Annotated in this window: 29 protein-coding genes; 22 read left to right on the top strand and 7 right to left on the bottom strand. The window is 66.9% G+C overall.

What is annotated here, in order from left to right:
• The first annotated feature begins 5 nt into the window (after positions 1-5).
• Genes K4B79_RS12230 through K4B79_RS12215 form a run of 4 tightly spaced genes read left to right on the top strand, consistent with a single transcriptional unit; the run spans position 6 to position 2723 of the window.
• Positions 6-1313: a tail fiber domain-containing protein gene (locus tag K4B79_RS12230; RefSeq protein WP_232026540.1), complete on the top strand. Its 1308-nt coding sequence runs from the start codon at positions 6-8 to the stop codon at positions 1311-1313.
• A complete protein-coding gene (locus tag K4B79_RS12225) occupies positions 1310-1663 on the top strand; it encodes a DUF2746 domain-containing protein (RefSeq protein ID WP_232026539.1) in 354 nt (117 codons plus the stop codon). The genes K4B79_RS12230 and K4B79_RS12225 overlap by 4 nt, the downstream gene beginning before the upstream one ends.
• A 41-nt stretch (positions 1664-1704) precedes the next feature.
• On the top strand, positions 1705-2517 hold the full coding sequence (locus K4B79_RS12220; RefSeq protein ID WP_232026538.1) for a peptidoglycan recognition protein family protein: 813 nt from the start codon (positions 1705-1707) through the stop codon (positions 2515-2517).
• A complete protein-coding gene (locus K4B79_RS12215; RefSeq protein WP_232026537.1) occupies positions 2514-2723 on the top strand; it encodes a DUF7439 family protein in 210 nt (69 codons plus the stop codon). The genes K4B79_RS12220 and K4B79_RS12215 overlap by 4 nt, the downstream gene beginning before the upstream one ends.
• A gap of 54 nt (positions 2724-2777) precedes the next feature.
• Here K4B79_RS12215 and K4B79_RS12210 read toward each other — a convergent pair whose 3' ends face one another.
• From K4B79_RS12210 to K4B79_RS12200, 3 genes are all read right to left on the bottom strand, one after another.
• On the bottom strand, positions 2778-3065 hold the full coding sequence (locus tag K4B79_RS12210) for a hypothetical protein (protein WP_232026536.1): 288 nt from the start codon (positions 3063-3065) through the stop codon (positions 2778-2780).
• Between the two features lie 172 nt (positions 3066-3237).
• The gene (locus K4B79_RS12205) at positions 3238-3918 is read right to left on the bottom strand and encodes a hypothetical protein (RefSeq protein WP_232026535.1); all 681 of its coding nucleotides are present in this window, start codon (positions 3916-3918) and stop codon (positions 3238-3240) included.
• Between the two features lie 44 nt (positions 3919-3962).
• Positions 3963-4928 (bottom strand): helix-turn-helix domain-containing protein, encoded by a 966-nt coding sequence (locus K4B79_RS12200; protein WP_232026534.1) that lies wholly within the window; start codon positions 4926-4928, stop codon positions 3963-3965.
• 205 nt (positions 4929-5133) lie between these two features.
• Between K4B79_RS12200 and K4B79_RS12195 the strand changes: the two genes are divergently transcribed.
• From K4B79_RS12195 to K4B79_RS12115, 18 genes are all read left to right on the top strand, one after another.
• Positions 5134-5583, top strand: a complete 450-nt coding sequence (locus K4B79_RS12195; RefSeq protein ID WP_232026533.1) for a hypothetical protein — start codon at positions 5134-5136, stop codon at positions 5581-5583.
• A 239-nt stretch (positions 5584-5822) separates the two neighbouring features.
• Positions 5823-6248 carry a hypothetical protein gene (locus K4B79_RS12190; protein WP_232026532.1) on the top strand — a complete coding sequence of 142 codons (426 nt, stop codon included), beginning with the start codon at positions 5823-5825 and terminating at the stop codon, positions 6246-6248.
• Positions 6245-7177, top strand: a complete 933-nt coding sequence (locus K4B79_RS12185; protein WP_232026531.1) for a hypothetical protein — start codon at positions 6245-6247, stop codon at positions 7175-7177. Before K4B79_RS12190 ends, K4B79_RS12185 begins: the two co-directional genes overlap by 4 nt.
• A 69-nt stretch (positions 7178-7246) precedes the next feature.
• Positions 7247-7711 carry a hypothetical protein gene (locus K4B79_RS12180; protein ID WP_232026530.1) on the top strand — a complete coding sequence of 155 codons (465 nt, stop codon included), beginning with the start codon at positions 7247-7249 and terminating at the stop codon, positions 7709-7711.
• Between the two features lie 4 nt (positions 7712-7715).
• Positions 7716-7841 (top strand): hypothetical protein, encoded by a 126-nt coding sequence (locus K4B79_RS47720; RefSeq protein WP_269463381.1) that lies wholly within the window; start codon positions 7716-7718, stop codon positions 7839-7841.
• Positions 7838-8278 (top strand): hypothetical protein, encoded by a 441-nt coding sequence (locus K4B79_RS12175; protein ID WP_232026529.1) that lies wholly within the window; start codon positions 7838-7840, stop codon positions 8276-8278. The genes K4B79_RS47720 and K4B79_RS12175 overlap by 4 nt, the downstream gene beginning before the upstream one ends.
• A 132-nt stretch (positions 8279-8410) precedes the next feature.
• Positions 8411-9274, top strand: coding sequence for an AAA family ATPase (locus K4B79_RS12170; RefSeq protein ID WP_232026528.1), 864 nt, complete (start codon positions 8411-8413; stop codon positions 9272-9274).
• A 15-nt stretch (positions 9275-9289) separates the two neighbouring features.
• Positions 9290-9667: a hypothetical protein gene (locus K4B79_RS12165; RefSeq protein WP_232026527.1), complete on the top strand. Its 378-nt coding sequence runs from the start codon at positions 9290-9292 to the stop codon at positions 9665-9667.
• On the top strand, positions 9664-9816 hold the full coding sequence (locus K4B79_RS12160) for a hypothetical protein (RefSeq protein ID WP_232026526.1): 153 nt from the start codon (positions 9664-9666) through the stop codon (positions 9814-9816). Before K4B79_RS12165 ends, K4B79_RS12160 begins: the two co-directional genes overlap by 4 nt.
• Before the next feature lie 62 nt (positions 9817-9878).
• Positions 9879-10247 (top strand): CHC2 zinc finger domain-containing protein, encoded by a 369-nt coding sequence (locus K4B79_RS12155; RefSeq protein ID WP_308280436.1) that lies wholly within the window; start codon positions 9879-9881, stop codon positions 10245-10247.
• The gene (locus K4B79_RS12150) at positions 10141-10746 is read left to right on the top strand and encodes a topoisomerase (protein ID WP_232026525.1); all 606 of its coding nucleotides are present in this window, start codon (positions 10141-10143) and stop codon (positions 10744-10746) included. Before K4B79_RS12155 ends, K4B79_RS12150 begins: the two co-directional genes overlap by 107 nt.
• Complete coding sequence (locus K4B79_RS12145) at positions 10743-11108, top strand: hypothetical protein (protein WP_232026524.1); 366 nt, start codon at positions 10743-10745, stop codon at positions 11106-11108. The genes K4B79_RS12150 and K4B79_RS12145 overlap by 4 nt, the downstream gene beginning before the upstream one ends.
• Positions 11105-11311 carry a hypothetical protein gene (locus K4B79_RS12140; RefSeq protein WP_053196160.1) on the top strand — a complete coding sequence of 69 codons (207 nt, stop codon included), beginning with the start codon at positions 11105-11107 and terminating at the stop codon, positions 11309-11311. Before K4B79_RS12145 ends, K4B79_RS12140 begins: the two co-directional genes overlap by 4 nt.
• A gap of 3 nt (positions 11312-11314) precedes the next feature.
• A complete protein-coding gene (locus K4B79_RS12135; RefSeq protein ID WP_232026523.1) occupies positions 11315-12514 on the top strand; it encodes a hypothetical protein in 1200 nt (399 codons plus the stop codon).
• On the top strand, positions 12511-12834 hold the full coding sequence (locus K4B79_RS12130) for a hypothetical protein (RefSeq protein WP_232026522.1): 324 nt from the start codon (positions 12511-12513) through the stop codon (positions 12832-12834). The genes K4B79_RS12135 and K4B79_RS12130 overlap by 4 nt, the downstream gene beginning before the upstream one ends.
• Complete coding sequence (locus K4B79_RS12125; RefSeq protein ID WP_232026521.1) at positions 12831-13214, top strand: hypothetical protein; 384 nt, start codon at positions 12831-12833, stop codon at positions 13212-13214. Before K4B79_RS12130 ends, K4B79_RS12125 begins: the two co-directional genes overlap by 4 nt.
• A complete protein-coding gene (locus K4B79_RS12120) occupies positions 13211-13603 on the top strand; it encodes a hypothetical protein (protein ID WP_232026520.1) in 393 nt (130 codons plus the stop codon). The genes K4B79_RS12125 and K4B79_RS12120 overlap by 4 nt, the downstream gene beginning before the upstream one ends.
• A 73-nt stretch (positions 13604-13676) precedes the next feature.
• The gene (locus K4B79_RS12115; RefSeq protein ID WP_232026519.1) at positions 13677-13952 is read left to right on the top strand and encodes a hypothetical protein; all 276 of its coding nucleotides are present in this window, start codon (positions 13677-13679) and stop codon (positions 13950-13952) included.
• Here the strand turns inward: K4B79_RS12115 and K4B79_RS12110 are convergent.
• Genes K4B79_RS12110 through K4B79_RS12095 form a run of 4 tightly spaced genes read right to left on the bottom strand, consistent with a single transcriptional unit; the run spans position 13936 to position 15906 of the window.
• The gene (locus K4B79_RS12110; protein WP_232026518.1) at positions 13936-14130 is read right to left on the bottom strand and encodes a DUF397 domain-containing protein; all 195 of its coding nucleotides are present in this window, start codon (positions 14128-14130) and stop codon (positions 13936-13938) included. The genes K4B79_RS12115 and K4B79_RS12110 overlap by 17 nt on opposite strands.
• A 10-nt stretch (positions 14131-14140) precedes the next feature.
• Positions 14141-14995, bottom strand: coding sequence for a helix-turn-helix domain-containing protein (locus tag K4B79_RS12105; protein ID WP_232026517.1), 855 nt, complete (start codon positions 14993-14995; stop codon positions 14141-14143).
• A 7-nt stretch (positions 14996-15002) separates the two neighbouring features.
• On the bottom strand, positions 15003-15527 hold the full coding sequence (locus K4B79_RS12100; protein ID WP_232026516.1) for a DUF6879 family protein: 525 nt from the start codon (positions 15525-15527) through the stop codon (positions 15003-15005).
• Positions 15499-15906: a hypothetical protein gene (locus K4B79_RS12095; protein ID WP_232026515.1), complete on the bottom strand. Its 408-nt coding sequence runs from the start codon at positions 15904-15906 to the stop codon at positions 15499-15501. Before K4B79_RS12095 ends, K4B79_RS12100 begins: the two co-directional genes overlap by 29 nt.
• Positions 15907-15942 lie beyond the last annotated feature (36 nt).

Below are 15942 nucleotides of genomic sequence, written 5' to 3'. Positions count from 1 at the left end.
CCTCTTTGGCAATCACGTCCTACCCCTTTGACGCCCAGGTCGTCACCGAGACGCAGTACAGCCAGATGTTCCGCGAGTTCCAGGACTCTGGCGTCGTCGCGAGCTTCGGCGGGTCGGGCTTCGCGGTCACCGCGTCGTCCGGCATGAACCTCAACGTGTCGGCGGGACTCGCGATCGTGCGTGGCCACGTGGTGCAGTCCACCGCGACCGAGGTCGTGACGATATCGGCCGCCGGCACTTCGGTCCGGGTCGACCGCGTGGTCCTCCGCCTGGACCCGTCGCTGAACAGCATCGTCCTCGCGGTGAAGGCGGGCACCGCAGGCTCGACGACCCCTCCCGCCCTGACCCAGACTGACACGGGCATCTACGAACTGGCCCTGGCGCAGGTCACGGTGAACGCGAGCGTCACCTCGATCACGTCGGCCGACATCACCAGGACTCGCCCCTTCGTCGGGTCCCGCATCCTGGTGTGGAACACCACCACGCGCCCCTCCTCTCCGCGCCTGGGCCAGATCGGCTACAACGCCGACACGAGCGCCTTCGAGTTCTGGAACGACACGGCCTGGACCCCGCTCATTTCCAACGTGAGCTGGTCCACCCTCTCCGGCAAGCCCACGACGTTCGCCCCGTCCGCGCACACGCACCTGTGGGCGGACATCACCGACCGGCCGTCCTCCCTGCCGCCTTCCGCGCACACGCACGACTGGTCGCAGGTCACCGGCAAGCCGACGAGTTTCGCCCCAAGCGCGCACGGCCACGCCTGGTCGGATCTGACCGGCGTCCCGGCGACATTCGCCCCCTCGTCCCACTCCCACTCGTGGTCGAGCATCACGTCGAAGCCGTCGACCTTCACCCCGGCGTCCCACTCCCACTCGTCCTACTTGGAGGCCGGGGACACCATCTCGTGGGCCAACGGGACGAAGCGTGTGCACAACGACAGCGTCTCCGGCTCCGGGACGTACTACGCGGTGTGGGTGCAGGGCGACGGGACCTTCGCGCGGAACACCTCGTCCCGCCGCTTCAAGCAGAACATCAGGGACATCGACATCGACCCCGATGCAGTTCTGTCCCTACGTCCCCGCATCTACGACCGGCGCCCGAAGGAAGAGGGCGGCGACTATCTGCGGGACGAGTTCGGCCTGATCGCCGAAGAGGTCGCGGAGACACTTCCCGAGATCGTCACCTACGACGAAGAGGGACGCATCGACGCCCTGCGCTACGACCTTCTCGGGGTCGCCCTCCTGCCCGTTGTGCAGGACCAGGCCGACCGGATCGAGCGTCTGGAGCGCCTCGTCGAGGAGCTGTCCCGTTGAATATTGACCCCTCTGTTCAAGCCGCGGTCGTCACCGCCGGCGGAGCGGTCACGGTGGCCCTGGTCGGCGTCCTCGTCGAGCTGGTGAGGCGGCAGGGGACGGCCCTTGCCGAAGTGCGCGAACACGCGCAGGAGGCCCGCGAGCAAGTCTCCAACACCCACGCGACGAACCTGCGAGACGACCTTGACCGGGTCATCGCGGGACTCGATCGGGTCCTCGAAGGCCAGGCCGAACACAGCCGGGACATCCGCGAGTTGCGCGCCGAGCTGTCCCACGAACGCATCGAGCGCCTGGCCGTCGCCGAGCGCCTCGACTCCCACATCTCTGTCTCTGTCCCTCGGGACAACTGACCCCCCTTTCTGTCCCCTGGGCCCCGCCGAGTGCGGGGCCTTTGCCATGCCCGGAGGTATGTCCCCTGTCTGTCTCGATCGTCTCCCGTAAGAGCTGGGGCGCGAAGCCGTGGAACGGTGTCCCGGACTCCGTCCCGCTGTCCCGGCGAACCGAGTTCTTCGTCCACTACCACGGCGGTGTCCCCGCCCACTCGACCGGCGTTGCTGTCCCGCGCGAGGTCGAGAAGATCCACGTCGGCCAGGGCTGGGCCGGCACCGGCTACAACTTCATGGTCGACCAGGCCGGGACCATCTACGAGGGCCGGGGCTGGAACCTTCAGGGCGCCCACTGCCCCAACCACAACGTCTCTGGGTTCGGCGTGTACGTCGCGATCGGTGGTGACCAGAAGCCGAGCGACAAGTCCCTCGCGAGCGTCCGCGCGCTGTACGACGAGGCGTGCAAGCGGACCGGCCGGACCCTGGCGAAGCGGGGCCACAAGGACGGCTTCGCGACCGCCTGCCCCGGCGTCCACCTATACGCCTGGGTGCAGGCCGGAATGCCCGCCCCGAAGAGTGCGGAGAAGCCCTCCACCTCGAAGCCGGCGGAGCCCAAGCCCGCCTCGAAGATCGTGGCCCTGTCCCCGAAGGTGAAGCCGGGCACCCGGCACGCTCAGGTCAAGGAGCTTCAGCAGCTTCTCGTGAAGGCCGGTTACGGCCCGATCAAGGGGGCGTACACCAACCTGTACGGACCGGAGACTCAGCGCGCTGTGGCCCGCTTCCACGACCGCAACCCGAAGTACCGCAGCGTCCTGCACGACCCGAAGATCGGGCCGCAGGGCTTCATCGCTCTCCAGAAGCAGGCGGGCCGCCGATGAGCAAGCACCGTCGCCCCGCGTCTCTTCTCGTGTCCGTCCTGCCCGTTCGCTACCGCTCGCGCGTCGCGGCCGTTCTCTCGGCCGTGGGCGTGATCGTGAGCGTCGCGGCCGTCGTATACGCGGACAAGCCCGAGGTCGCGCTGATCGTCCAGATAGCCACCTCACTTGGCCTCGTCGACCGCCCGGACTCTGGCGAGGCCGGATAGCAAAGCGCCCCCCTGTTGGCCTTCACCGGCTCGCAGGGGGGCGCTTTCTGCGTGTCAGGACTGCTCGGCGGCGGCCCTCTTCGATGCTTCGATCTCCGCGATGGTCTTGACCGGGGTCCGGCCTCGCCTGCGGGGTTTGGCCGCGACCTCCTCGGCAGCCGTCCCGGTGGTGGTCTTCTTCGCAGTCGTCTTCTTGGCGGTCGTCTTCTTGGCTGACGCCGTCCTCTGTGCCGGGGGCCTCGCCTCGGTCACAACAGGCTCGGGCTCGCTGTCTTCGCTGACGGCCAGGTCGAAGACGGCGAGCACTGGGGCCGCGTCCTCGTCGCACAGGTCGCGGGTCACGGACTCGCCCCCATCGGGCTTGAGGCTGTAGCGGGTAGCGGGCTTGCCTCGGTCCTTGCATCTGTCGCACACGCGCACGGTGATCGTTACGTCCATTCCTCCGCTACCTCGCACATGGGGGACTCTCGCTGTTGAGATTGTCCCCCATGAGCGGGCGCGCGGGTTGTCGTTGTCAGGCGGTGGTCTCGTTGAGCCTGTCGAGGTAGCGGGTGCCGGTGCGGCGGGAGCGGCCCATGACTTGGGCCAGGGCGGGCCCGTTGACCTCGCGGCCCTGCGCGGTCAGGGTCTTCGCGGCCTCCTTGATCTCGTCGAGGGTGGGGGTCGGGCGGCCAGGGCGGCGACGGGCGCGGCGCTTGGCCACCTCGTCGACCGGCGGCTCGGTGCCGTCGAGGGTTGGCTGAACCGGCTCGGCGTCCTGGTCCTGGTGCTCGACGACCTGCGCGGCCTCGATCACGTCGCGGCGGGCAGCGCGGATGATCATGTGTGCGACGTGTCCGACGACGATCGAGGGGACCGAGGAGACGGCGGCGGTCAGCGCCATGGACGACTGCATGTACCCGGCCGAGATCCAGTGGGCGACGACCTGCCCGGAAAGGGTCATGGCCAGGGCCAGGACGGCGCCGACTACAGCCGTCCCCCGGCCCTTCTCTCCCTTGCGCCGAGTCTCGACGAACCAGACCGCGAAGGCGGTGTAGACCGACATACAGACCGGCATGCCGGCAGCGACCCAGTCACCCCATCCGGCGGCGCGGGCGAGCTGGTACTCGCCGGGGGCAGACATGGCCAAGGCGACGACGAGGACCAGGCCGCCGACGACGTAGGCGTACCAGGGCAGGCGGGAGTGCGCGGGCATAGCTGTGCCTTTCAAGGGTGTGCGGGGTGAGGTTGAGGGGGCCGTCAGGCGCGCAGGGCGGCGCGGGCGGCACGCCAGTCGGCGTTGGGGCCGCCGATCAGTGGCTCTGCCGCAGGGACGGCCGGGGCCTCGGTGATCTCGCCAGAGGCGCAGTCGATCTCGAAGTACGTGGTGGTGCCGAGGGCGCAGTCGGCGCAGATGCCCGTCTCCTGGCCTGCGGGGAGGAGTCCTCCGCAGCGGCCGGAGCAGTCCGCGTACGTCTTCCACTTGCGCTTGCGGTCCGGGCGCTTGCGGTCGAGGCGGTCGGCGATCAAGCGTCCGGCGGAGTAGACCTTCGGCGGGAGGCCCTGGGTCACGGCATCGGTGATCTCCGCGATGGTGGCTCCACGGTCGAGCCAGTCGGCGACCTGCGGGACAAGCTTGTTCGCCTGCCGATCGGACAGCTTCAGGCGGGTGTCGATCGCAGCGAAGCGGCGCAGGATGCGGGCAGCCTCGGCGGCCTGCCTGTTGTCCTGGTCCTGCTTCTCGCTGGAGCCCTCCCTCTCGTCGGCCCCACTCGGCGCGGACTCGTCCCGGCCGGGCTCAGCCGGAGGGGAGGGAGGGTTCTTTTCCCCGTCCTTTGAAGGACCCTTTTCCCCGTAAGGGGACGTTCCCGCCTTGCGAGTAGCCGCACGGCCGGTGACCGGACGGGTGGGAACCGGAGCGGAGGCCAAGTTCGGCTGCTCGTACACGTCCACGGTCGAGACGATCTGAGCCGTCTCCTCGTCGCGGGCGGTCTTGGTCACCCAGTACCCGAACTCGCGCAGTTCCTTGACGGCCTTAGCCACCGCGGATCGGCCCTGCGGGTAGTTGTCCGAGAGTGTGCGAACGTTCTCCTTGACCCCGCTGGGCAGGGACAGGACAAGGGCGAGGATGCCGCGCGCCGTGTGAGAGATGCGCGGGTCCTGGATCGCCTTATTGGCGATGATCACGAAGTCCCGCTCATGCGTCGGGATACGATGAATCTGCATTGGGAGTGCTAGCTCCTGGTGCCAGACCCCGGGGTGTTGGTAGCACCGCCGGGGTCACCTGTTCATTTGTGTTTACTTGAGAGGACGGCGCCGCCGTCCGGTCACAGCTTGACATGTTGGTGCACTGTGGGTCAACCTTTACGTCGTCAGCTACAGGGTTGTACTCGTCTACCTAATTGAGGCGACCGTCACAGATGAGGGACACATGGGTGCCCGGAAGATCCAGGACGAAGAAGAAGTTAAGCGCTGGTTCGAAGAAGGCCGGACCTACGAGTGGATGCAGGCGTACTACCTGGAGCACTACAACATCGAGACCACGATCCCGATGTGGGCCGCGTTCCGCCGGCGGAAGGGCCTTGACCGGCGCAATCTCCGCGACGATGCCCTGATCCCCTGGAAGGTGAACGAGGAGCATCGACACCTATACCCGGTGATGATGCTTCGCGCCGAGGCTCGACTACGAGCCGGGCGCACACTCAGCCCCGACGACGCGAGGAAGCTGACGAACTGGAAGGCCTTCCTCAAAGAGGACAACCTCGTCGTGCACTACGACGAGGAGACCCCGGACGGCTTCTTCTATGTCCCGCGCGAGGAGAAGGACGCCGACCTGATCCGCGAGCCCGAGACCAAGACCGGCAACCAGGCCCGTGACTAGCTTGCCCTTGTTCGATTCCCGTTCGAATCCGCCCCCCGTCTGACTTGACGGGGGGTTTTCTCATCCTGAAGTCGCATAGGCCCCTGACCTGCGGCTGGATAGTGTGAACGTCCGGTGGAGAGAGCGCTTCCACTTGGGTGTCCGACGGGTGAGCACGCGGACACAATCGGTTGACACGTGTGAGGGGCCCACGTAAAAAGGTCCCCGTAAGTGCAATGTTTACACCAGGGGGGCCCACTATGCCGATGATGGGGATGATGCGGGCTGAGGGTGTGAAGTCGCTGCCTGGCTGCGGCACGAAGTGCCTGTACGTCCGCGACAAGGAGGACGTACCGCATGAACCTGGACTGCCTGACCTGTACGCACTCAGCAAGTGCGGCACCGACGAACACGTACTGGCAGGTAGCAAGATTGCCCTACCAACTGGTATGTCCCTCGCGGGAGACCCCGCCGACTGGGACTGCGCCCTGATCGTCCGGCCTGACACTCCGCCTGCCTGCATGCGAAGGGCCCTGACCTTGCTCCGACTCTTCGGACTGGAGCCGCTGGACGAGGACGAAGCCGAACCCGAGCTTCTCGACGACGATTCGGTCCGCTTCTGGCTGGTGCCGATCGACCCTGAAGACCCCTTCGAGACTGACAACGACACGGAGACCATCGCTTGAACATTGTCGACCTGACGCCCGAACCGACCGTCCCCCGCGACGGATGGGACCGCCCCCTCGTCGTACCGAAGGAGGGAGGCAAGCCCGTCCCCCTGACCCGTACGACGACCTTCATCGACTGCATCGAGGACAAAAGCGCGCTGTCCGACTGGAAGTCGCGTAACACCCTCATCGGCGCCGCCAGGCGCCCCGGCCTCCTCGACGTGGTGCGACAGCTCGACCCGGAGGACCCGGCCGACAAACGCAGGCTGAACCAACTTGCCGACCAGGCGCAGGACATCGCCGGAGCCAACGTAAAGCGGGAGAAGGGCACCCACCTGCACACGCTGTCGGAGTACGTCGACCGTGGTGAACCGCTTCCCGCAGGAACATCCGTGCGCGACCAGCTCGACATGGCCGCGTACCTGACGGAGACCAGCGCCTTCACTGTCCGTGCGGTGGAGAGGTTCGTCGTCGTACCTGAGCTGCGCACAGGTGGCACGTTCGACCGCACCCTCGAATACTCCGGGCCCGACCCGGACGGGAATCACATCGAGGGCCTGTTCATCGGGGACCTGAAGACGGGCGCGACGAAGTACGGGCGCCTGAAGATGGCGATGCAGCTTGCCGTGTACTCGCGCGGCGAGGTCTACGACTACACCCGCTTCCCCGTGGACGTGGCCGACAAGAAGGCGTTCGCGGCATGGAAGAAGCGCGAGGTGCCGGCGGAAGAGGCCGCGGTGGCGTATGCACCTCTACCTGGGGTGTCCCAGAAGTGGGGCATCATCATCAACCTGCCTGCGGGCTCGGGCCAGTGCACGCTTCACTGGGTCGACCTGGAGATCGGTTGGGCCGCCGCGCGCCTGGCGCTGGAGATCCGTGCGACTCGCGCCCTCAAGGGGGCGATGCTCCCGTGGGTGAGCGGCGTCACGCAAACGAATGCTGCATAACCCCGGTACAGGTGTTAAGTTTGGACCAAGAGAGAGGGAGAGAGAGTGAAAGCAGATCAGGCGGAACTCGTGACGTCCTACGCGGACGGCTCGATCGGCGTCACCATCAAGTACGGCAAGGGCTACGAGGACACCTGGGCGGTCTTCCGTGGCTCTGTTCGGCAGGTCCGCGAACTGATCTGCGACTACTTCGGGTTCGAGTGTAAAGATGAGACCGGCCTTTCAGTGAGTGACCTCGTTGTGAACGCGACGAACCTCGCACACGGCAAGGGCAACGTCGCCTCGATCCTCGACGCCCGGATCATCTCGGAGACTCCCACCCAGGCTCCGGCGGATGACCCATGGGCGACCGCCTCGGCCGCGAAGCCCGAGCAGCCCAGCGGCAACGCGTCTGCCTGGATTCTCGGCGAGATCGAGAAGCAGGCCAGCATCGCCGACCTGCAAAAGCTGTGGGCGGCGAACCAGGCGATGTTCTCCGACCCCGCCGTGATGACGGCCTACAAGGCTCGCGGTCGGGCCCTGAAGAACGGGTGACGCCGTGCCCGCCGTGATCCTCGCCCTTGTCCTGGTCGTCTCCGCGCTGGGCTCCGTCATCACCCCGCGCCTCTCCGAGCCGACCCCCTACTACCGCAATGACACCCAAACCGAAGGAGAAACCGAGTGACCCTGAACTTCGTCGAGATCCCCACCGCTGGCGGCGGCTGGTTCAAGCCCGCTGATGTAAAGGACGCGGTGGCGTTCCTGATCGAGGTCAACTCCTACGAGGCGCAGCGCCCCACCCCGAACGGCCCGAAGGACTCCGCGCTCTGCGACGTGACGGTCTTCAAGAGCGCCGAGGCCCTGGCCGCCCACTCCCCCGAGATCAACAGGGGGATGCGGATCGAACAGACCCTTCTCGCCCGCGACCTGGAGAAGGTCGTCGGCAACGCCACGATCGTCAAGCTGGACCAGGTTCCGCCGAAGCGGCCGGGGGCCCACCCCGCCTGGGTCTGGCGTCCGGTGAACGACGCCAGTGTCCGCCAGGCCGTCATCGAGTACGCGCAGGCCCGCGAGGCCGCCGTTCAGGCCGCCGTCGCCGACGCCCCGTCCTTCGACGAGTGACCGTACGCGAGGAGCTGGGGGCCGGTCGCTCGGCTGGCCCCCGCCTCGCGGGTCTGGAGGACCCGTGCCCCTGCACAACCCCGATCCGCGCTGCGGGAATCCGCGGTGCCATCTACAGAGAGGAGCCCGTACGTGCTGACCCCCGCTAGGTCTCTCGCGCTTCACGCCGAGTCCGGCAAGGAGCTGCCGAGGATCGAGGCGTTCGACGCCCTGTACGGCATGGGGTGCCGACCGCGTCACGGCGAGGTCATCATGATCGCGGGCAGAAGTGGGACGCAGAAGTCGGGCTTCGCGTTGTTCTGGGTGGCCTCCATGAATCTGCCGACCCTGTACTTCTCGGCGGACATGTCGGCCTTCACCGCGTCGTCCCGGCTCGCATCCATGCAGACCGGCGACACGACCGAGATGGTCGAGGCTGGCATGGGTGCCGGCGGACGGCACCGCGAGGAGTACCTCGCCGCCCTGACCCCTTTGAACGTCACCTTCTCCTTCGGTTCGCCGATCAACTGGAAGACCGTTGACGAGGAGTTGGAGGCGTACGTCGAACTGTGGGACGCCTATCCGGCCGTGATGGTGTTCGACAACCTCATGGACTTCGAGGGCGCCGAGTCCGACTACACCGAGCAAATGGCGGTGATGAGTGGCCTCACGGAGCTTGCCCGCGCGACCGGCGCGACCGTGATCGTTCTTCACCACGCGAGCGACAAGAGCTGGGAGGCGAAGTCGGACCCGTGGGCGCCGCCGTCCCGCGACCAGGTAAAGGGCGGCTTGTCAGAGAAGCCGGAGCTGTCACTGTCGGTCGCACTCGATCCGACTTCGCACGAGTACCGGGTCGCCGTGATCAAACAGCGCATGGGCCCCTGCGACCCCACGGCCAGGCGGTACGCGTCGATGCGCTGCCATCCCGAGGTGACGCGCTTCTCGAAGCTCGAACGCCCGGTGCCGGCGGCCACGCCCGCAAGGCCCTGGTCCCCGACCGACGCCCTGATGAAGTAGAGGTAGGTGTAAAGTTTGGACCCGATCGCCAAGCGCAACAAGGCCAACAAGCGCCGAGGCGCCGACTGGGAGATCGAACTCATGGCAGGGCTCCGCTCTGCTGGTGAGGATGTCGAGCGGCTGCGGCTGACCGGCCCAGAGGACGAGGGCGATCTCGCGGTGCGCGAGGACGGCGGCCTCTTCACCATCATCGAGGCGAAGAACGCGAAGTTCGAGCCGGGCCCGTTCCTCGACGAGGCCGAGCGCGAGCGGATCAACTTCGCCAAGCATCGCGGCATCGCCCCGGACCGCGTGGAGTCGATCGCCATCGTGAAGCGCCGGGGGAAGAACTGGCGGAAGGCGTTCGTCCTGACCACGGTCGAGGCGTACTTCGGGCTGGAGACGGCCGAGTGAGCGCCCTCACCTACGAAGAGGCCGCCGAGTACGAGCGCCTGGTCGAGGAGTTGGGCCGCTTCGATCACGAGACGGCCGGTTCCGCCGGGCTGGAGTCCCTCGGCTACGACGACCACAAGGGGTGGTTTCTCGGTAGGCGGGTGCCGTGAGGTTCCGCCGGATCGACAACGACCACCGGGACCAGGACGAGAAGCCCACGCTCGAAGCGGCCATGGATCACTACGGCGTCGAGTACAACGCGCATCGGTCCATCGGGATGGCCCGCTGTCCGCTGCACGAGGACAACGACCCCTCCTTCTCCTACAACCTCGACCGGCAGGTCTGGAAGTGCCACTCCTGCCAGAAGGCGGGGGACAGCTACGAACTGATCATCAACTACGAGAAGACCGTCAACGAGAAAGAGATCGATTTTGTCGGAGCACGAGCCCTTGCAGCCTCTCTCGCCTTCGCAACGCGAGATGCTGGAGGAGGCGGTGAGCGCGTACCAGGCAGCTCTTACGCCGGGCGTCGCTCGGTACCTGCTCGACCGGGGAATCGGTCGCGAGGAGGCGGCTACACACCGGCTTGGCGTCGTCGGTGACCACCCGTTCCCCGGCCATGAGCGCTTCCGTGGAATGCTCGCAATCCCGTACCTCGACCGCGCTGACGCGCCCCTGACGGTCCGCTTCCGCTGCCTCGAAGACCACGACCACAGGGCCCACTTCCACGGCAAGTACAACACGATCAAGGACGACCCGCCCCGCATGTACGGCGTGGGCGACGTGCACCAGGCCGGGGACACGATCGACGTGACCGAGGGCGAACTCGACCGGATCATCCTGCGGAAGCTCGGCCTTCACGCAGTCGCCATCCCCGGCGCCGCCCTCTGGCAGGGCAGACACAGGCGGATGCTCGCCGGGTTCAACCGAGTGCGCGTCTGGGGTGACCCGGACGACGCGGGCGCAGAGTTCACTGCCCGAATCTGCCGGGCCCTTCGGTCGGCCAAGGGCGTGCGCCTGCGCGACGGAGACGTGACGGACACCTACATGCAGGGAGGCGCTCAGCCGCTTCTCAACCTGATCAAGGAGGACAGCCAGTGACCGAGACGACCGCCAAGAGGACTGCCCCGCGAAAGGCGCCGGCACGGAAGACCGACCCCTTTTCGGCCGTCCTCGCCGAGGTGGGCGCGGAGGCCCGCGAGGTCGGCGACCTTCCCTCTGCCTTGGTCGGCGGCCACCTCCCCTCGCGCGGGGCGGAGACCTACCGCAGGCGGGCCGAGGACTGGGACTCGATCAACGAAGCCCGCCAGGACGCCGGAACGTTCGGCGTTGACGGCCTGGCCGTGCAGGTCGCCTTCTCCGCCTTCGGCGGGCGCACGGTCGAGGACATCCGCGAGGGCCTCGTCCGCCTAGCGTCGCTCACGGTCGCGGCCGTCGAGCAGATCGACCGGAGGCGGCCGTGAGCGAGGCTCTGCCGGGCAGCCCTGGCCCGACCCTGAAGCGCATCTACGAGGAGCTGGAGCCAGACGTACGGGAGACGGTCGTCCTGCGTCTCCTCGACGGCTCCTCGGCCGAGCGCCTGGCCCTCGTCCTCCGCAAGCACGGACACAGCGTGTCCGCCTCCACGATCCGTACGTACCGCCGATCTCTTCGTGATGGAGTGTAAAGTTTGACCCAGTCTGAATTGCTGAACGACCTTCTCCAGACGCCGACCGCCCCGGCCGTTCCCGGCCGCCAGGCCGACCCCGAGCGGGACTTCACCCGCCAGATCGAGGTCTCGGGCGACGCGGCCGAGGTGACCGTGCGCGGCCCCGAGAGCATCGACCCCGAGTCGTCTGCGGCCGACGTACTCCGCGCCCACCAGCTCGACCCCGCCGAGTGGGAGGTGACCGGCTTCCGGTCCTCCGAGTGGACCATGCCGAACGGCGAGCCGGGCGTCTCGGCCCGCTTCTCCTTCGGCCGCCGCAAGGTGCCGGCGGATTTCGAGCGGCCGAGTGTCGACGAGCTGCTCCGGGTCTTCGACGAGCACACCCCCGCGCCCCGCCAGGCCGAGCCCGCTGACGGCGAGTGGACGTACGTAATCGCCCTGGGCGACATGCAGTTCGGCAAGGTCGATGGCGACGGCTACGAAGGCACTCTGCGGCGGGCGATGGCCTGCATCGACAAGTCCGCCGAGCTGCTGTCCCAGTACCGGTGGCGGTACAAGATCGAGCACGTCCACCTCGCGTGGCTCGGCGATCACATCGAAGGCTACGTCTCGCAGGGCGGTTCGAACGTGGCCCGGACCCAGCTCACGCTTACCGAGCAGATCCGTTTGACCCGGCGCCTGATGGCGTACGCGATCCTCCGCCTGGCCCCGCTGGTGGCCCGGCTGACGGTCGTGGCCGTACCCGGCAACCACGGCGAGGCCGTCCGCGTGAACGGCAAGGGCGTGACCCGCTACGACGACAGCCACGACACGGACGCCCTGATCTCGGTCGGCGAGGCCCTGACCCTGGCGGGCGAGGAGTACGAGCACGTCGAGGTGTACGTCCCCGACACGGACGAACTGACGGTCGTCGTCGAGTGTTCCGGAACGGTCGTCGCGCATGCCCACGGGCACCAGTGGCGGCCGGGCAGGCACTTCGAATGGTGGCGGGGCCAGGCGTTCGACAAGACGAGCGCCATGCACACGGCGGACCTGCTTCTCGCCGGTCACCTGCACCACGAGTTCATCGACACGGACGGCCCGCGCACCTTCATACAGGTGCCGGCGATGGAGTCCGAGTCGACGTGGTGGCGCCATCTGAAGGGCACGCGCGGGGCGCCCGGCCTGATGGTCATGGTCACGAAGGGCGGCGAAGTACCGGTCAAGGAAGTGGTCCGGTGACAACCCACGCCGACTGGCGGGTCCTCGGCCTGCCCGAGGTGGTGGCCCTCGCGGGCCGCGCTGCCCGCCGCATCGCGGACGGGTACGAGGACACGCTCACGATGGAGTACGAGGACGCCCGGCAAGAGGCGTTGATCATCCTGGCGACGAAGCCCGCGATGGTGAACGAGTGCCTGGCCGACCCGAACCTCGGGCTCGGCGTCCTCTATCACCGCCTCGTCCTCGACCTGATCGACCGGGTGAAGACCGAGGCCAAGCACCGCATCCGTCACACGTCCTACGAGGCGGCCTGCGACGCGGCCGAGAAGGGGCGTGTGTGAGCGGGTACGACCGGCGCCTCGTCGAGCACCTGCTTCCGGCCGTGTGGGACGTGGAAGCCGCCTACGGCATCCGCAACCCCACGGCCCCGGACGCGGACATGCCGAAGGGGACCGTCGACAAAAAGGCCGCGGGGACCTTGTTCGCCCACCTCGCCGACATCCGGCGGGGCTGGAAGACGGCTCCGCTCTCCCTGGCCGAACGGCGAACCCTGTTCATGCACTTCGCGCTCGACTGGGAGGACCAGCGGATCGCGGCCCGCGAAGCGGTCACCGACCGGGCCATCCGCTACCGCCTTGAACGCGCGGTCGGCAAGCTTGCCGCCCACCTCAACGGCACTGACTACATCGACAGTTACGACGAATTGGAGACCGCAGCGTGAGCGAACCCCTGCCCGAGGAGCCCGTCCCCACCGTGGAGGCCCCCGCTGGCATGGGCCCCGAGGACTTCGAGTTCTGGGACGACGCAACCCTGACCTTCTACGAACGCCAAGCGGACGGGGCGGTCACCGCCCGCCCGTTCACCGAAGCTGAAGTTGCCCAACATCAGGACGAGTTGGCGCTCGACAGCCTGCACGCTGAGGCCACGCTCGCGATCAGCTACCTCGACCAGCGAATCGACCTGAGCCTCGCTTACCTGGCGCTGCCCGCGCCGACCGACGAGGAGACGGCGGCACAGATCAAGGTTCTGTCCGACCTCGCGGCGTACAGTGCCGGAACCCTGAAGCGGGTGATCAAAGTCCTGTCCGTCCTGGTGAACAAGCCGGTGTGACCTCGGCGCGCGTGTAAAGTTGGACCCCTTTTCGGAGGGGTCCTTACGCATGTTCGGGCGTTAAGCTGAGACCATGACGTTCAAGATGACGTGGGCGCTGGTCGCCGAGCATGCGGACGAGTGGACTGGCAGTGACTTCGGCGAGGCGGCTGCGGTCCTGAACGAGAAGGTCGTCGAGGCCGTCTCCGCGAGCCCCATGGACCGGGACGCTCAGGCGCACTTCCGCGCGGCCTTCCTCGCCCCGGTCCACGACAGCATCACTTCCGCCGGCAGAGACGCTGTTGAAGCCGGGCGGGACTGGACAAACGCTGCGGGGCCCCTGCTCGTCGCCCTTACTCCGGCAGCCTGACCCCGGCCGCGAATCCTACGAAGGGCGTCCAGGACGACGGCGGGAAGGCCAGTGTTCCGCCGTCGCGGTCCTTCGTGTCCCGGACCATGATCCTCCTCGGGTCGTTGTCGGCCACTTCGACACAGTTCTCAGTGCCCGTGTAAGAGCTGGTACGCCACTTGGGTTCCGCGGGTTTCATGCTGTTTCTCCTAGTCGCTCGGTAGCTGATCGAAGTGGTGAATCGCCTCGAAGATGAGGTCGCGCACTGCGGTGCCGTGAACAGCGGACTGCCGCAAGAGGGCGAACGCCTTGGCGTACAGCTCGATCTCGCGCGGCTGCGTGACCGAGAACTCCGCAGAGTAGGTCTCGACGAGGACGAGCCTGTCATCGAACATCGAGAACGAATTGCCGGGCCAGATCGCGATGTTGGCGGATCTGGGGACTATGCCCAGTACCAACCGGGGGTTCCGCATCACCGCCAACAGACGGTCGAGTTGCCCCCTCATCACCTCCGGACCTCCGAAATTGGTGTAGAGCGCCTGCTCGCCAAGCACTACGTCAAAGAGCCGGTCGCCTTGGTATAGGTACTGCTGGCGCTCCAGCCGCTTGGCCGTGGCTGCCTCCGCGTCGTCAGGGATCTCGAAGAAGTCAACAACCTGCCTGAAGGTCTCCGCCGCATACGCCGCCGTCTGGAGCGTTCCCCACACCAGCGTCGGGTGCCAGATCCGGAAGACCCTGGTCTTCTCGTAGACCGGCAGGGCCTTGCGCTGCCGTTGTTCCGCCCCGTCCTTGAAGTGCCGGCGCCACTCAAGCCACAGCTCGTCGATGTGGCGCACGGTGGCGATCAAGTCCGGTAGCTGACTCAGCTTGTCGGTCTTCCGGCACCAGACGCGGATGTCGTCTTCGCTGGGATTCTGCTTGCCGTTCTCGATCCGGGAGACCTTGGACTCCTGCCACCCGGTGACGCGCGCGAATGCCCGACCGCTCGCGAATCCCGCGTCCTTGCGGAATCCGCGGAGCCGGGCACCCAGCGCCTCTCGTGCCTCTTGTGCTTGGCTGCTCACTGTTGGGTCAGGGCTTGTACTCGGCGTGTGGGATGGCGACGGACCAAAGGAAGTCGCGCAGGCGGATGCACTCGGCCACCGCGTCGGGGGTCTCGACGATCTCGGACCCGAGCACCCTGCCCTCGGGGTCGAAGTGGCCTACGGCGAGGAGTCGATCGTCGTACAGCCACCAGTCATTCCCCTGCAAGGGGAAGGTGATGTCGTCGGGCAACAGGTGACGCGGCAGCCAGCGGATGTCCTCGCCGATCTCGATGTTGAGGTGCGTGAGCGAGTGCTCCCAAGTGACGTACTCGCTGTGCGGCTCGGTGATGACACGAACACGACGTACGGTCTTGCCTTCGCCCGTGACCTGCTTGATCAACGTCTTCCAGTCGTCGAGCCAGGCGTAGTCGTCAGGCTCGCCCCGCTTCCAGCGGACATACGGAGTGTCTTCGATGGGCGATCCGTAGTCGTCCCTCAACTCCAGGTGGAAGGCGTCCCGTTCGAACTCGTTGAACAGCTCGTCACGTTGAGCGGGGGTGATCAGGTCCACTGTCTTCCTCCAGCAGGGCCGTGATCGAGGACTTGGGAACCTCGATGCAGGTCTCATAGTCGGGCATGCGCATCTGACCCAGGGCTTCCTCGTCGTGCATCTCCGGGCCTTGCAGGACGACCGTTCCCTGTTCGGTGACGAGCATGATCGGTTCGCTGAACTTCTTGATCTCGCCGGTCTGTTGGCCGTCCTTCGTCAGGTGCTCGAACAGCTCGGTCGGCACCTCGATGATGGTCTGGCCCTCCGGCACGTCGAGCTTCATGAGCAGTTCGTTCGCGTACACCTTCCAGCCTTGGATGACGTAGCTGTCCTGGTCACTGGCGTACAGGGTAGGGCTGTCACCAGGGGTGGAGTTCTTCCCCAGGAACGTTAGCTGCATGGTTGCTCTCCCGTCCGCTTGCTTGCGCCGGTTTGC

The organism is Streptomyces lincolnensis, assembly GCF_021173675.1.
Classification (GTDB): Bacteria; Actinomycetota; Actinomycetes; order Streptomycetales; family Streptomycetaceae; genus Streptomyces; species Streptomyces lincolnensis_B.
The sequence above is the reverse complement of the archived record's forward strand: the minus strand, read 5'-3'. Positions and strand labels throughout refer to the sequence as shown.

Bases quoted from the DNA above. Each gene is read 5' to 3' on its own strand.
- K4B79_RS12215 (WP_232026537.1), top strand. From the start codon at position 2,514: ATGAGCAAGCACCGTCGCCCCGCGTCTCTTCTCGTGTCCGTCCTGCCC.
- K4B79_RS12205 (WP_232026535.1), bottom strand. From the start codon at position 3,918: ATGCCCGCGCACTCCCGCCTGCCCTGGTACGCCTACGTCGTCGGCGGC.
- K4B79_RS12200 (WP_232026534.1), bottom strand. From the start codon at position 4,928: ATGCAGATTCATCGTATCCCGACGCATGAGCGGGACTTCGTGATCATC.
- K4B79_RS12195 (WP_232026533.1), top strand. From the start codon at position 5,134: ATGGGTGCCCGGAAGATCCAGGACGAAGAAGAAGTTAAGCGCTGGTTC.
- K4B79_RS12190 (WP_232026532.1), top strand. From the start codon at position 5,823: ATGCCGATGATGGGGATGATGCGGGCTGAGGGTGTGAAGTCGCTGCCT.
- K4B79_RS12155 (WP_308280436.1), top strand. From the start codon at position 9,879: ATGGATCACTACGGCGTCGAGTACAACGCGCATCGGTCCATCGGGATG.
- K4B79_RS12115 (WP_232026519.1), top strand. From the start codon at position 13,677: ATGACGTTCAAGATGACGTGGGCGCTGGTCGCCGAGCATGCGGACGAG.
- K4B79_RS12110 (WP_232026518.1), bottom strand. From the start codon at position 14,130: ATGAAACCCGCGGAACCCAAGTGGCGTACCAGCTCTTACACGGGCACT.
- K4B79_RS12095 (WP_232026515.1), bottom strand. From the start codon at position 15,906: ATGCAGCTAACGTTCCTGGGGAAGAACTCCACCCCTGGTGACAGCCCT.